Genomic DNA, 11,841 nt, shown 5'->3' with positions numbered 1-11,841 from the left:
TTCGCGCTCGCCGCCGCCATCAGCTGGCGGGAACCGTCTGTGTCGCAGCCGCCGATCAGCACGACGCCGTCAATCGGTGCGCCTTCATCATCTCCTCGTGTCCATCGCCATCAAAATTTGCGAGCAGCATCGTCGTCGCTTGACGTAAGCTCGCCAATAGAGATGGTCGGGAACTCCATCGGCACGCCGCCCGCCTGCCAGACGCTCGCTTGACGTAGTCGACCAGCTCGTTAAAGTGCGAATGGCATTTGTTCAGCTCGCTGAACGTATTGCAAATGCCGATGACCGGCTTGCGGATATCTTCCTCTGTGTACCCCATCGATTTCGTGAACGAACGATGAATGAACCCCACAAATCCTTCTCTTGAAAGTACGCCTCGCTTTTCAGCTTGGCTGCGCCTGTCTTGACTTCCTTGACCTCGCCCGCCTCTTCCCGCTTCGCGTCGCTCACGTAAGCCCTCCTTACAGAACCCCGTATTTGTCGTACACTTGGCGAAGCTCCGGCCCTCCAGAAGCTCGTCTCTCGTATGGTTCTCCCTCGTCGCCTTGTCAAGGCCAGCGAGAACACCTCTTCGCCAGCTCGCTAGGAATGACGACGATGCCGTCGCGATCGCCGAAGATGATGTCGCCCGGACGAACGAGCACGCCGCCGCATTTACGGGAATATCGTAATCGATCACGAGACCTCGGCCTTGGGAATCGACCGGCTTCGTGCCTGTGCGAATACAGGAAAGCCTAGCTCCAGAATCTTCTTCGTGTCCCGGATCAAGCCGTCCACGATCGCGCGCGCGCGCCGCGCACCTTCGATGCCGTCGAGAGCAGCTCTCCCCACAGTCCGTTCTGCTTCGATCGTTCGTACAGCCGATAACGACCTCGCCCGGCTTCACGCTGTCCACCGCCTCGATCTCTTTGGCATAGGATCTTCGGGAAGATAATGAACGTCGACCGACAAAATCGTCTTCGCCCTGCCTGCCACCACCAATTGGGATCGATCGGTTGATCTTCTCGCTCATAACTTGATTGCGGTAGCCAAGCTCGTCCAGCGTATCCGAAATGACAGCCGTATAGAGAGTTTCGCACAGCCGGTCAAACCATTGTTGATCGTTCATAAGAAGATTCCTCCGTCTATAGTTAGTATGATTCGCAATGGAATGAATCAGAGAAAATTGAAATCGACGGATCGCTTCCATTAGTCTTTAACGAGCACGGCATTCCGGCATACGCCGACTGATAGGCTTTAAGCGCGACCTCCGTCGATCGAGGCCGTCTACTCCCGTCACCGGCACTTCCGTGCCTTCGAGCAGAGCGCGGACGAAGGCTTCCAGCATGAGCGCGTTCATTCGTCTCCCCAGAAGGACCACTCGCCCTTGCCGGATTCCGCTATAAACGTGTTCTTCTGGTTGAAGGCATCAATGGAGATAACTCCCCTCCCCGATAACTTCCATCGTTACATCCCCCCATGTAGGGAAGCCGGATTGCGCGACCAGCTGGATCGATCACTCCATATACTCCATTGGCGAACGTGATGTGCACCATTCCGAATCGTCGATCGTCCGCGTCCCCTCCGGATCGAACATCGTATCCGCGTAAGCATATACCGTCTCGACAAGCGAGCCGTGAACCAATTCATCAAATCCATCACATGGACGGTATGATCGAGAACGGCTCCGCCACCGGACAGTGCTCGGTCGGCAAAACCAGGCCGGTCGGAAAAGAACCCCGGTTCGTAGCCTTGAACGCGAATATCGCCTATATCCCCGCGCTTGAGCGCTTCGCGCGCCCTTACGACAGGGTGAGGAAGCGGCAAGGAACGCCGTCATGAGCTGAACGCCTTCTTCGGCGCAGACCGAAATCATACGCTCCATTTCCTCCAAGCTGACCCGAGCGGCTTCTCGCACAATACATGCTTGCCCATTCTGCCGAAGCGATAGTCAGCTCCGCATGGCGGACGTTCTCGAGCAAATCACGACCGCATCGATCGTCCGGTCGGCGAGCAGCTCCCGGTAATCGGAGAAGTAAGGAATAGAGCGGCTGGCCGCAAGCAGCTCCGATCTCTGAGGAACGTCATCGGAGATAGCCGCCACCTCGACCTGAGCATGTCCGATAGAATATCCAAGTAATCGTAGCATGGCTGTGGGCGAAGCTGATCATTCCTATTCTAAGCTGGTCATGCCGAGTCTCCCTCCTTGCATGGTTCACCGGCAACCCGGTTCGAGCCGATTCCAAGGCGGCCTCCGCCCAGCGTATCGCCTCAAGAGCATCCAACGCGGATACGATCGGCTCCTTCCCGCTAGCGAAGCATTCCAGAAAATGCGCGATCTCTTCATAATAAGGATCTTTCAGCAGCACGCTTTGAGGCGTCTCGACGAAGCCGTCCGCCGAATCCCCGACTGCGACCTCAGAACCCGCAAGCTTCCGCGTCCGAGCTGTCCCCCGTACGATTCCGTCCGCGCCCGCGTACTCGAAAGAGGTATGGAACGGCCCGGATATCCCAGAACGCTTCTAGCTGCGCGATCGTGCCGTTCCGGAATCGGAAGGTGCGGAAGCGTAGTCCAGCTCCTCGACAGATGGTTGAACGCATAGACCTCGCTGACTTCGCCGAAGGCTCCCAATATATAGTCGATATCGTGGATCATCAAATCGAGAATGACGCCCCGCTTTTGTTCGGATCCTTGAACCAGGCTGAACCTGCCCCGGATGAGCGCCGCGCGCTTCGCATGATAGACGCCTCCCCGAACGCCGCCAAAACGAGTCGCGGACTCGGTCAATTGCCGGTAAGAAGGGAAAAAACGGACGACATGTCCAACGAACAGCCTCACTCCGCGCTGCTCGCAATATTGAATGGCTTCCTCCGCTTCAACCGCCGATAAAGCCAGCGGCTTCTCGCAAATGACGTGCACTCCATTGTCCGCAGCCAGCTTCACAATCGGCAAATGGAGAAACGTCGGAACCGTAATGCTGACCACATCCGGCTTTTCCGAATCGAACATTTGTTGCACGTCCGTATAAAATCCGGCTCCGGTGAGCTTTCCAAGCACGGACGCCGACCGCTCGTTCACATCGCAAACGCCAACCAGCTCGACATCCGGCATGGACGCGTAGCGCTCGGCATGGATAGTTCCCATTCCCCCGCAGCCAATGACCGATGCTTTAACCAAGTTGTTTTCCGCTCCTTCCGTCCATGGCGTCATGCGCCCAAACTAAAATTTTGAAATTTACCCTTTGACCGCGCCTGCCGACAGTCCTTTGACGAAAAACCTCTGGAAGCTGACAAACAGCACTATTATCGGAAGAAGCGTCAGCATAATGCCTCCGAACAGCAAGCTTAGATCGCTCATGCTGCGACCGGCAAAAAACTTGTACAAGCTGATGCTGACCGTCGGATGATCCGCGGAATTCAGCAGAACGAGCGGCAGTTGAAGATCGTTCCATACCGAGATGAACTGCACGATAATGAGCGACGCCGTCACCGGCAAAATAAGTGCAAAATGATTTGGAAAAAGGTTCGTGCCGGAGAGCAGCCGTCGAGATAGGCGGATTCTTCGAGCTCATAGGGAATCGCCCGCATAAAGCCGCTGTACATGAAGATGCAGAACGGCGAAAGCATGGCGCCGTACATAAGGACATGCCCAGAATCGAATTTTGCAAATGCAAATCTCTCATCAGAAGAACGACTGGAATAAGAGCGGATTGGATCGGAATCAGAATGCACGCCGTGTACACCCAGTACATCGTGCTGAAGAACGGGTGCTTGATGCGGGATACGGCGTAAGCGGCGAGCGCTCCCAAACCGACTGCGATGAACATGGCAAGAGCGCCTATGGAGAAGGTCGTTCCGTAAGATTTGATCAGGTCCATTTTCTCGAATGCGTTAATCATATTATCGAAGCCTACTTCGAAGGTCGGAAAGCAAGCGGATGCTTTACGATCTCCGGGTGCGGCTTGAAGGCGTTAATAATGACCAAATAAAGCGGAATGGAGACGATCAGAGCGAGGAGAATGACACCCAGCTCGAACAACAGATTTCGCGTCTTTTTCATTCGCCCATCGTCCCCTTTCGAATTTTCTGGACAGCGCAATGAAGAAGAAGGTAACGACGAGCGCGATCAGCGTCAAAATGAACGAAGCCGACAGCCCTTGGGACAGCTCGGTCGAGGAGAAGGCGTAACGGTAGATTTTGACCGACAGCGTCTCGCTCGCCCCGCCGGCCCTCCGCCCGTAAGCGCGAATGGGAGATCGAAGATACGCAGCCCGTTGGCAAGACCGATCAAGACGTTCACCGTTATGCCCGGGCGATCATCGGCAAGGTTAGATGAATAAAGGTTTTCCACTTGCCCGCGCCGTCGATCATCATCGCTTCCCGCATCTCATGAGGGACGCCTTGCAGGGCAGCCAAATAAATAATAAGAATAGTCCCACATCTGCCACACGGTGATGAAGATAATCGTATAGACGACATAATCGGGAGAATCCAGCCATAGGATGGAGCTGCCGCTGCCGAACAGTTCAACCATGGCTTTGTTGAGAAGCCCTGTATTGCTATCCAGAATGTATCTCCACACGAAAGCGGCGACGACAGTCGAATGACGTTCGGAATGTAGAAAAGCGCCCGGAGCAAGCTTTTGGTTTTCAACGATTGATCGAGCAGTATGGCAAAAAGAAGACCGAAAAAGTTGGCGAGTACGCCGTGAGAACCCGATGAATAGGGTCCGCTTAAGGGCGTCGGTAAAGCCTTCGTCTGAGAATATGTCCTTATAGTTGGAAAAGCCGACGAAATGGTATCCGCCGATTCCGGTCCAGTCGGTCAAGCTGTAAAACACCGATTGCAAAATCGGATAAACCATAAATACAAAGATGATGATCGTAATCGGGCCATGAAGAATATCCCCGTCGAATATGCTTCCTTTGCATAGATACCCCCCTCGTGACTTCAATTCGTCGATACAGCCGGTTCCTTCGCAGGGAACCGACTGTACCGGGCTGGGAGTGCGTTTAGCTCGACTTTGTCTTGTTGTAGGCGTAATGAATTTATCGATGGATTTGTCCGCATCGCCCTTGAACGTATACTCTTGCGCGGCGTTGCCGAGTGCGATCCAGGTCGGACTTGGAACAGGCCCGTATTGGCGAAGGAGATGACGCGGTCCGTATTCAGCCAGTTCGGAACGTCGGTGTAGGACTCGTCCAGTTCTCCGACTCCCGCATAGCCGAGAAGGAGCCTTTCGCTTTCTGAATTTTGGCGTAGGTCTCTTTGCTGAACAGCCAGTTGAGAACGTCTTGACCTCTTCGGGATGCTTGCTCTTGGCGTTGGCTGCCATGCCGTCCTCAGGTACGAAGATATAAGCATTCTGCTCTTCAGGCGCATAAGGCATATTCATGAAGCCGAGCTTCAGATCCGGATTCAGCTTGTGCAGCGTACCGGATTCCCACGTTCCGCTGAACAGAACGGCTACGTTCCCTTCGGCGAACGCTTGCTGTGCGAAGAGCCGTCATTGGTGAAGCTGCCTGTGCGAACGTAAGCGTTTAATTGCTTGAACCGCTCCAGACCTTCCTTCAGCATGCTGCGATATTCCGGCTTGCTCCAATCTACCGTGTTGGACAGATAAGCTTCCTTGAACGCCGGATCTTTGACCGCATAGTCGCCGAACGTCCAATGAAGCACGTTGCCGATCGCCGTCTCGTCTTTGCCGCCGTATGCGAACAAGTCTTTGCCCTTGGCTTTCAGCTTCTCGCCAAACGAGCCTCCGAAAACCTGGAGGAGTTCATGGATCTTGGCGAGAAGCTGAAAGCCAAGGGCAAAGACTTGTTCGCATACGGCGGCAAAGACGAGACGGCGATCGGCAACGTGCTTCATTGGACGTTCGGCGACTATGCGGTCAAAGATCCGGCGTTCAAGGAAGCTTATCTGTCCAACACGGTAGATTGGAGCAAGCCGGAATATCGCAGCATGCTGAAGGAAGGTCTGGAGCGGTTCAAGCAATTAAACGCTTACGTTCGCACAGGCAGCTTCACCAATGACGGCTCCTTCGCACAGCAAGCGTTCGCCGAAGGAACGTAGCCGTTCTGTTCAGCGGAACGTGGGAATCCGGTACGCTGCACAAGCTGAATCCGGATCTGAAGCTCGGCTTCATGAATATGCCTTATGCGCCTGAAGAGCAGAATGCTTATATCTTCGTACCTGAGGACGCATGGCAGCCAACGCCAAGAGCAAGCATCCCGAAGAGGTCAAGACGTTCCTCAACTGGCTGTTCAGCAAAGAGACCTACGCCAAAATTCAGAAAGCGAAAGGCTCCTTCTCGGCTATGCCGGGAGTCGGAGAACTGGACGAGTCCTACACCGACGTTCCGAACTGGCTGAATACGGACCGCGTCATCTCCTTCGCCAATACGGGCCTGTTCCAAGTCCGACCTGGATCGCACTCGGCAACGCCGCGCAAGAGTATACGTTCAAGGGCGATGCGGACAAATCCATCGATAAATTCATTACCGCCTACAACAAGACAAAGTCGAGCTAAACCGCACTCCCAGCCCGGTACAGTCGGTTCCCTGCGAAGGAACCGGCTGTATCGACGAATTGAAGTCACCGAGGGGGGTATCTATGCAAAGGAAGGCATATTCGACGGGGATATTCTTCATGGCCCCGATTACGATCATCATCTTTGTATTTATGGTTTATCCGATTTTGCAATCGGTGTTTTACAGCTTGACCGACTGGACCGGAATCGGCGGATACCATTTCGTCGGCTTTTCCAACTATAAGGACATATTCTCAGACGAAGGCTTTACCGACGCCCTTAAGCGGACCCTATTCATCGGGTTCTCACGCCGTACTCGCCAACTTTTTCGTCTTCTTTTTGCCATACTGCTCGATCAATCGTTGAAAACCAAAAGCTTGCTCCGGGCGCTTTTCTACATTCCGAACGTCATTCCGACTGTCGTCGCCGCTTTCGTGTGGAGATACATTCTGGATAGCAATACAGGGCTTCTCAACAAAGCCATGGTTGAACTGTTCGGCAGCGGCAGCTCCATCCTATGGCTGGATTCTCCCGATTATGTCGTCTATACGATTATCTTCATCACCGTGTGGCAGATGTGGGGACCTATTCTTATTATTTATTTGGCTGCCCTGCAAGGCGTCCCTCATGAGATGCGGAAGCGATGATGATCGACGGCGCGGGCAAGTGGAAAACCTTTATTCATCTAACCTTGCCGATGATCGCGCCGGGCATAACGGTGAACGTCTTGATCGGTCTTGCCAACGGGCTGCGTATCTTCGATCTCCCATTCGCGCTTAGGCGGAGGGCCGGCCGGGGCGAGCGAGACGCTGTCGGTCAAAATCTACCGTTACGCCTTCTCCTCGACCGAGCTGTCCCAAGGGCTGTCGGCTTCGTTCATTTTGACGCTGATCGCGCTCGTCGTTACCTTCTTCTTCATTGCGCTGTCCAGAAAATTCGAAAGGGGACGATGGGCGAATGAAAAAGACGCGAAATCTGTTGTTCGAGCTGGGTGTCATTCTCCTCGCTCTGATCGTCTCCATTCCGCTTTATTTGGTCATTATTAACGCCTTCAAGCCGCACCCGGAGATCGTAAAGCATCCGCTTGCTTTCCCGACCTTCGAAGTAGGCTTCGATAATATGATTAACGCATTCGAGAAAATGGACCTGATCAAATCTTACGGAACGACCTTCTCCATAGGCGCTCTTGCCATGTTCATCGCAGTCGGTTTGGGAGCGCTCGCCGCTTACGCCGTATCCCGCATCAAGCACCCGTTCTTCAGCACGATGTACTGGGTGTACACGGCGTGCATTCTGATTCCGATCCAATCCGCTCTTATTCCAGTCGTTCTTCTGATGAGAGATTTGCATTTGCAAAATTCGATTCTGGGCATGTCCCTTATGTACGGCGCCATGCTTTCGCCGTTCTGCATCTTCATGTACAGCGGCTTTATGCGGGCGATTCCCTATGAGCTCGAAGAATCCGCCTATCTCGACGGCTGCTCTCCGGCACGAACCTTTTTCCAAATCATTTTGCCACTTATTTTGCCGGTGACGGCGTCGCTCATTATCGTGCAGTTCATCTCGGTATGGAACGATCTTCAACTGCCGCTCGTTCTGCTGAATTCCGCGGATCATCCGACGGTCAGCATCAGCTTGTACAAGTTTTTTGCCGGTCGCAGCATGAGCGATCTAAGCTTGCTGTTCGGAGGCATTATGCTGACGCTTCTTCCGATAATAGTGCTGTTTGTCAGCTTCCAGAGGTTTTTCGTCAAAGGACTGTCGGCAGGCGCGGTCAAAGGGTAAATTTCAAAATTTTAGTTTGGGCGCATGACGCCATGGACGGAAGGAGCGGAAAAACAACTTGGTTAAAGCATCGGTCATTGGCTGCGGGGAATGGGAACTATCCATGCCGAGCGCTACGCGTCCATGCCGGATGTCGAGCTGGTTGGCGTTTGCGATGTGAACGAGCGGTCGGCGTCCGTGCTTGGAAAGCTCACCGGAGCCGGATTTTATACGGACGTGCAACAAATGTTCGATTCGGAAAAGCCGGATGTGGTCAGCATTACGGTTCCGACGTTTCTCCATTTGCCGATTGTGAAGCTGGCTGCGGACAATGGAGTGCACGTCATTTGCGAGAAGCCGCTGGCTTTATCGGCGGTTGAAGCGGAGGAAGCCATTCAATATTGCGAGCAGCGCGGAGTGAGGCTGTTCGTTGGACATGTCGTCCGTTTTTTCCCTTCTTACCGGCAATTGACCGAGTCCGCGACTCGTTTTGGCGGCGTTCGGGGAGGCGTCTATCATGCGAAGCGCGCGGGCGCTCATCCGGGGCAGGTTCAGCCCTGGTTCAAGGATCCGAACAAAAGCGGGGGCGTCATTCTCGATTTGATGATCCACGATATCGACTATATATTGGGAGCCTTCGGCGAAGTCAGCGAGGTCTATGCGTTCAACCATCTGTCCGAGGAGCTGGACTACGCTTCCGCCACCTTCCGATTCCGGAACGGCACGATCGCGCAGCTAGAAGCGTTCTGGGGATATCCGGGCCCGTTCCATACCTCTTTCGAGTACGCGGCGCGGACGGAATCGTACGGGGGACAGCTCGGACGCGGAAAGCTTGCGGGTTCTGAGGTCGCAGTCGGGGAATTCGGCGGACGGCTTCGTCGAGACGCCTCAAAGCGTGCTGCTGAAAGATCCTTATTATGAAGAGATCGCGCATTTTCTGGAATGCTTCGCTAGCGGAAGGAGCCGATCGTATCCGCGTTGGATGCTCTTGAGGCGATACGCTGGGCGGAGGCCGCCTTGGAATCGGCTCGAACCGGGTTGCCGGTGAACCATGCAAGGAGGGAGACTCGGCCATGACCAAGCTTAGAATAGGAATGATCAGCTTCGCCCACAGCCATGCCTACGATTACTTGGATATTCTATCGGACATGCCTCAGGTCGAGGTGGCGGCTATCTCCGATGACGTTCCTCAGAGATCGGAGCTGCTTGCGGCCAGCCGCTCTATTCCTTACTTCTCCGATTACCGGGAGCTGCTCGCCGACCGACGATCGATGCGGTCGTGATTTGCTCGGAGAACGTCCGCCATGCGGAGCTGACTATCGCTTCGGCCAGAATGGGCAAGCATGTATTGTGCGAGAAGCCGCTCGGGGTCAGCTTGGAGGAAATGGAGCGTATGATTTCGGTCTGCGCCGAAGAAGGCGTTCAGCTCATGACGGCGTTCCCTTGCCGCTTCCTCACCCCTGTCGTAAGGCGCGCGAAGCGCTCAAGCGCGGGGATATAGGCGATATTATCGCGTTCAAGGCTACGAACCGGGTTCTTTTCCCGACCCGGCCTGGTTTGCCGACCGAGCACTGTCCGGTGGCGGAGCCGTTCTCGATCATACCGTCCATGTGATGGATTTGATGAATTGGTTCACGGGCTCGCTTGTCGAGACGGTATATGCTTACGCGGATACGATGTTCGATCCGGAGGGGACGCGGACGATCGACGATTCCGGAATGGTGCACATCACGTTCGCCAATGGAGTATATGGAGTGATCGATCCAAGCTGGTCGCGCAATCCCGGCTTCCCTACATGGGGGGATGTAACGATGGAAGTTATCGGGACGAGGGGAGTTATCTCCATTGATGCCTTCAACCAGAAGAACAACGTTTATAGCCGGAAATCCGGCAAGGGCGAGTGGTCCTTCTGGGAGACGACATGAACGCGCTCATGCTGGAAGCCTTCGTCCGCGCTCTGCTCGAAGGCACGGAAGTGCCGGTGACGGGAGTAGACGGCCTCCGATCGACGGAGGTCGCGCTTAAAGCCTATCAGTCGGCGTATGCCGGAATGCCCGTGCTCGTTAAAGACTAATGGAAGCCGATCCGTCCGATTTCAATTTTCTCTGATTCATTCCATTGCGAATCATACTAACTATAGACGGAGGAATCTTCTTATGAACGATCAACAATGGTTTGACCGGCTGTGCGAAACTCTCTATACGGCTGTCATTTCGGATACGCTGGACGAGCTTGGCTACCGCAATCAAGTTATGAGCGAGAAGATCAACCCGATCGATCCCAATTGGTGGTGGCAGGCAGGGCGAAGACGATTTTGTCGGTCGACGTTCATTATCTTCCCGAAGATCCTTATGCCAAAGAGATCGAGGCGGTGGACAGCGTGAAGCCGGGCGAGGTCGTTATCGGCTGTACGAACGAATCGAAGCAGAACGGACTGTGGGGAGAGCTGCTCTCGACGGCATCGAAGGTGCGCGGCGCGCGCGGCGCGATCGTGGACGGCTTGATCCGGGACACGAAGAAGATTCTGGAGCTAGGCTTTCCTGTATTCGCCACAGGCACGAAGCCGGTCGATTCCCAAGGCCGAGGTCTCGTGATCGATTACGATATTCCCGTAAAATGCGGCGGCGTGCTCGTTCGTCCGGGCGACATCATCTTCGGCGATCGCGACGGCATCGTCGTCATTCCTAGCGAGCTGGCCGAAGAGGTGTTCTCGCTGGCCTTGAACAAGGCGACGAGGGAGAACCATACGAGAGACGAGCTTCTGGAGGGCCGGACGCTTCGCCAAGTGTACGACAAATACGGGTTCTGTAAGGAGGGCTTACCGTGAGCGACGCGAAGCGGGAAGAGGCGGGCGAGGTCAAGGAAGTCAAGACAGGCGCAGCCAAGCTGAAAAGCGAGGCGTACTTTCAAGAGAAGGATTTGTGGGGTTCATTCATCGTTCGTTCACGAAATCGATGGGGTACACAGAGGAAGATATCCGCAAGCCGGTCATCGGCATTTGCAATACGTTCAGCGAGCTGAACAAATGCCATTCGCACTTTAACGAGCTGGTCGACTACGTCAAGCGAGGCGTCTGGCAGGCGGGCGGCGTGCCGATGGAGTTCCCGACCATCTCTATTGGCGAGCCTTACGTCAAGCCGACGACGATGCTGCTCCGCAATTTGATGGCGATGGACACCGAGGAGATGATGAAGGCGCACCCGATTGACGGCGTCGTGCTGATCGGCGGCTGCGACAAGACGGTTCCCGCCCAGCTGATGGCGGCGGCGAGCGCGAACATTCCGGCAATCGTGCTGACGGGAGGCCCGATGCTGAACGGCCGTCTCGGCGGCCGCAGCCTCGGCGCATGTACCGATTGCTACGGATTTACGCTTGAGCACAAGGCCGGCAACATTACCGATGAAGAGCTGGCTGTGGCAGAGAACGCCATCTGCCGCAGCGACGGGCATTTGCATGGTGATGGGGACGGCGAGTACGATGGCGTCGATTGCGGAAGCGATCGGGATGGCGCCGTGCCGGGTGCCGGCCATCCCGCGCCGGAACCAGCCGCCGTCGTCACATCTCGGA

The 11,841-nt window shown here is 54.9% G+C and carries 23 protein-coding genes and 2 pseudogenes; 12 read left to right on the top strand and 13 right to left on the bottom strand.

Features of this window, described 5'->3' with window-relative positions; all coding sequences use genetic code 11:
- Positions 1–55 precede the first annotated feature (55 nt).
- From D3H35_RS35395 to D3H35_RS26165, 12 genes and pseudogenes are all read right to left on the bottom strand, one after another.
- Positions 56–1,108 (bottom strand): hypothetical protein, encoded by a 1,053-nt coding sequence (locus D3H35_RS35395; RefSeq protein ID WP_233568175.1) that lies wholly within the window; start codon positions 1,106–1,108, stop codon positions 56–58.
- Positions 1,109–1,495: 387 nt separating this feature from the next.
- Positions 1,496–1,624 carry a hypothetical protein gene (locus D3H35_RS33765; RefSeq protein WP_267901453.1) on the bottom strand — a complete coding sequence of 43 codons (129 nt, stop codon included), beginning with the start codon at positions 1,622–1,624 and terminating at the stop codon, positions 1,496–1,498.
- Between the two features lie 38 nt (positions 1,625–1,662).
- Positions 1,663–1,806 (bottom strand): annotated as a pseudogene (locus D3H35_RS35120) (hypothetical protein); the annotation flags it as partial.
- A gap of 124 nt (positions 1,807–1,930) precedes the next feature.
- On the bottom strand, positions 1,931–2,128 hold the full coding sequence (locus D3H35_RS33045; protein WP_233568174.1) for a Gfo/Idh/MocA family oxidoreductase: 198 nt from the start codon (positions 2,126–2,128) through the stop codon (positions 1,931–1,933).
- A complete protein-coding gene (locus tag D3H35_RS35115) occupies positions 2,064–2,348 on the bottom strand; it encodes a Gfo/Idh/MocA family oxidoreductase (protein ID WP_411675183.1) in 285 nt (94 codons plus the stop codon). Before D3H35_RS35115 ends, D3H35_RS33045 begins: the two co-directional genes overlap by 65 nt.
- On the bottom strand, positions 2,339–3,157 hold the full coding sequence (locus D3H35_RS26190; protein WP_158594280.1) for a Gfo/Idh/MocA family protein: 819 nt from the start codon (positions 3,155–3,157) through the stop codon (positions 2,339–2,341). The genes D3H35_RS35115 and D3H35_RS26190 overlap by 10 nt, the downstream gene beginning before the upstream one ends.
- Positions 3,158–3,214: 57 nt before the next feature.
- Entirely contained in the window at positions 3,215–3,448 is a 234-nt protein-coding gene (locus tag D3H35_RS26185) for an ABC transporter permease family protein (RefSeq protein ID WP_158594279.1), read from the bottom strand.
- Between the two features lie 17 nt (positions 3,449–3,465).
- On the bottom strand, positions 3,466–3,618 hold the full coding sequence (locus D3H35_RS35110; protein ID WP_119152085.1) for an ABC transporter permease subunit: 153 nt from the start codon (positions 3,616–3,618) through the stop codon (positions 3,466–3,468).
- Positions 3,619–3,889: 271 nt separating this feature from the next.
- Positions 3,890–4,039, bottom strand: a complete 150-nt coding sequence (locus tag D3H35_RS30980; protein ID WP_158594278.1) for a hypothetical protein — start codon at positions 4,037–4,039, stop codon at positions 3,890–3,892.
- Between the two features lie 242 nt (positions 4,040–4,281).
- On the bottom strand, positions 4,282–4,365 hold the full coding sequence (locus D3H35_RS35105; RefSeq protein ID WP_411675185.1) for a hypothetical protein: 84 nt from the start codon (positions 4,363–4,365) through the stop codon (positions 4,282–4,284).
- 1 nt (position 4,366) lies between these two features.
- Positions 4,367–5,374, bottom strand: coding sequence for a carbohydrate ABC transporter permease (locus tag D3H35_RS26170; protein ID WP_325050164.1), 1,008 nt, complete (start codon positions 5,372–5,374; stop codon positions 4,367–4,369).
- A 71-nt stretch (positions 5,375–5,445) separates the two neighbouring features.
- Positions 5,446–5,700 (bottom strand): hypothetical protein, encoded by a 255-nt coding sequence (locus tag D3H35_RS26165; protein WP_119152082.1) that lies wholly within the window; start codon positions 5,698–5,700, stop codon positions 5,446–5,448.
- Between the two features lie 60 nt (positions 5,701–5,760).
- On the opposite strand from D3H35_RS26165, the gene D3H35_RS26160 reads away from it, so the two are divergent.
- Together D3H35_RS26160 and D3H35_RS26150 are read left to right on the top strand one after the other, a co-directional pair.
- Positions 5,761–6,054 (top strand): hypothetical protein, encoded by a 294-nt coding sequence (locus D3H35_RS26160; protein WP_119152081.1) that lies wholly within the window; start codon positions 5,761–5,763, stop codon positions 6,052–6,054.
- A 539-nt stretch (positions 6,055–6,593) separates the two neighbouring features.
- Complete coding sequence (locus tag D3H35_RS26150) at positions 6,594–7,157, top strand: carbohydrate ABC transporter permease (protein WP_119152079.1); 564 nt, start codon at positions 6,594–6,596, stop codon at positions 7,155–7,157.
- Between the two features lie 38 nt (positions 7,158–7,195).
- Here D3H35_RS26150 and D3H35_RS33760 read toward each other — a convergent pair whose 3' ends face one another.
- Entirely contained in the window at positions 7,196–7,330 is a 135-nt protein-coding gene (locus D3H35_RS33760; protein WP_267901451.1) for a hypothetical protein, read from the bottom strand.
- A 137-nt stretch (positions 7,331–7,467) separates the two neighbouring features.
- Here D3H35_RS33760 and D3H35_RS26140 point away from each other — a divergent pair, with 137 nt between their 5' ends.
- The 10 genes and pseudogenes from D3H35_RS26140 to D3H35_RS35100 all read left to right on the top strand — a co-directional run.
- The gene (locus D3H35_RS26140; RefSeq protein ID WP_119152077.1) at positions 7,468–8,295 is read left to right on the top strand and encodes a carbohydrate ABC transporter permease; all 828 of its coding nucleotides are present in this window, start codon (positions 7,468–7,470) and stop codon (positions 8,293–8,295) included.
- Between the two features lie 90 nt (positions 8,296–8,385).
- Entirely contained in the window at positions 8,386–9,195 is an 810-nt protein-coding gene (locus tag D3H35_RS26135) for a Gfo/Idh/MocA family protein (protein WP_233568173.1), read from the top strand.
- A 152-nt stretch (positions 9,196–9,347) separates the two neighbouring features.
- The gene (locus tag D3H35_RS34325) at positions 9,348–9,557 is read left to right on the top strand and encodes a Gfo/Idh/MocA family oxidoreductase (RefSeq protein ID WP_325050163.1); all 210 of its coding nucleotides are present in this window, start codon (positions 9,348–9,350) and stop codon (positions 9,555–9,557) included.
- Complete coding sequence (locus D3H35_RS34320) at positions 9,554–9,775, top strand: Gfo/Idh/MocA family protein (RefSeq protein ID WP_325050162.1); 222 nt, start codon at positions 9,554–9,556, stop codon at positions 9,773–9,775. Before D3H35_RS34325 ends, D3H35_RS34320 begins: the two co-directional genes overlap by 4 nt.
- Positions 9,776–9,845: 70 nt before the next feature.
- Complete coding sequence (locus tag D3H35_RS34315) at positions 9,846–10,199, top strand: Gfo/Idh/MocA family protein (RefSeq protein WP_325050165.1); 354 nt, start codon at positions 9,846–9,848, stop codon at positions 10,197–10,199.
- Positions 10,196–10,348: a hypothetical protein gene (locus tag D3H35_RS34310; RefSeq protein WP_325050161.1), complete on the top strand. Its 153-nt coding sequence runs from the start codon at positions 10,196–10,198 to the stop codon at positions 10,346–10,348. Before D3H35_RS34315 ends, D3H35_RS34310 begins: the two co-directional genes overlap by 4 nt.
- A gap of 82 nt (positions 10,349–10,430) precedes the next feature.
- Positions 10,431–10,658 carry a hypothetical protein gene (locus tag D3H35_RS30970; protein ID WP_158594276.1) on the top strand — a complete coding sequence of 76 codons (228 nt, stop codon included), beginning with the start codon at positions 10,431–10,433 and terminating at the stop codon, positions 10,656–10,658.
- Positions 10,589–11,101 (top strand): RraA family protein, encoded by a 513-nt coding sequence (locus D3H35_RS26125; RefSeq protein WP_158594275.1) that lies wholly within the window; start codon positions 10,589–10,591, stop codon positions 11,099–11,101. Before D3H35_RS30970 ends, D3H35_RS26125 begins: the two co-directional genes overlap by 70 nt.
- A gap of 127 nt (positions 11,102–11,228) precedes the next feature.
- Positions 11,229–11,663 (top strand): annotated as a pseudogene (locus tag D3H35_RS26115) (dihydroxy-acid dehydratase domain-containing protein); the annotation flags it as partial.
- Between the two features lie 10 nt (positions 11,664–11,673).
- Positions 11,674–11,841, top strand: a 168-nt coding sequence (locus tag D3H35_RS35100; protein ID WP_411675184.1) for a dihydroxy-acid dehydratase domain-containing protein, incomplete at its 3' end; no start/stop codon positions are given.

It is taken from the genome of Cohnella faecalis, assembly GCF_003570905.1.
In the GTDB taxonomy this organism is placed as follows: domain Bacteria; phylum Bacillota; class Bacilli; order Paenibacillales; family Paenibacillaceae; genus Cohnella; species Cohnella faecalis.
This window is presented reverse-complemented; position numbering and strand designations above follow the sequence as displayed.

Excerpts from the sequence above, each read along its gene's own strand:
- D3H35_RS35395 (WP_233568175.1), bottom strand. The coding sequence starts at position 1,108 with ATGAACGATCAACAATGGTTTGACCGGCTGTGCGAAACTCTCTATACG.
- D3H35_RS33045 (WP_233568174.1), bottom strand. The coding sequence starts at position 2,128 with ATGCTACGATTACTTGGATATTCTATCGGACATGCTCAGGTCGAGGTG.
- D3H35_RS35110 (WP_119152085.1), bottom strand. The coding sequence starts at position 3,618 with ATGTACGGCGCCATGCTTTCGCCGTTCTGCATCTTCATGTACAGCGGC.
- D3H35_RS30980 (WP_158594278.1), bottom strand. The coding sequence starts at position 4,039 with ATGAAAAAGACGCGAAATCTGTTGTTCGAGCTGGGTGTCATTCTCCTC.
- D3H35_RS35105 (WP_411675185.1), bottom strand. The coding sequence starts at position 4,365 with ATGCGGGAAGCGATGATGATCGACGGCGCGGGCAAGTGGAAAACCTTT.
- D3H35_RS26170 (WP_325050164.1), bottom strand. The coding sequence starts at position 5,374 with ATGAATATGCCTTATGCGCCTGAAGAGCAGAATGCTTATATCTTCGTA.
- D3H35_RS26160 (WP_119152081.1), top strand. The coding sequence starts at position 5,761 with ATGGATCTTGGCGAGAAGCTGAAAGCCAAGGGCAAAGACTTGTTCGCA.
- D3H35_RS26150 (WP_119152079.1), top strand. The coding sequence starts at position 6,594 with ATGCAAAGGAAGGCATATTCGACGGGGATATTCTTCATGGCCCCGATT.
- D3H35_RS26140 (WP_119152077.1), top strand. The coding sequence starts at position 7,468 with ATGAAAAAGACGCGAAATCTGTTGTTCGAGCTGGGTGTCATTCTCCTC.
- D3H35_RS26135 (WP_233568173.1), top strand. The coding sequence starts at position 8,386 with ATGGGAACTATCCATGCCGAGCGCTACGCGTCCATGCCGGATGTCGAG.
- D3H35_RS34325 (WP_325050163.1), top strand. The coding sequence starts at position 9,348 with ATGACCAAGCTTAGAATAGGAATGATCAGCTTCGCCCACAGCCATGCC.
- D3H35_RS34310 (WP_325050161.1), top strand. The coding sequence starts at position 10,196 with ATGAACGCGCTCATGCTGGAAGCCTTCGTCCGCGCTCTGCTCGAAGGC.
- D3H35_RS30970 (WP_158594276.1), top strand. The coding sequence starts at position 10,431 with ATGAACGATCAACAATGGTTTGACCGGCTGTGCGAAACTCTCTATACG.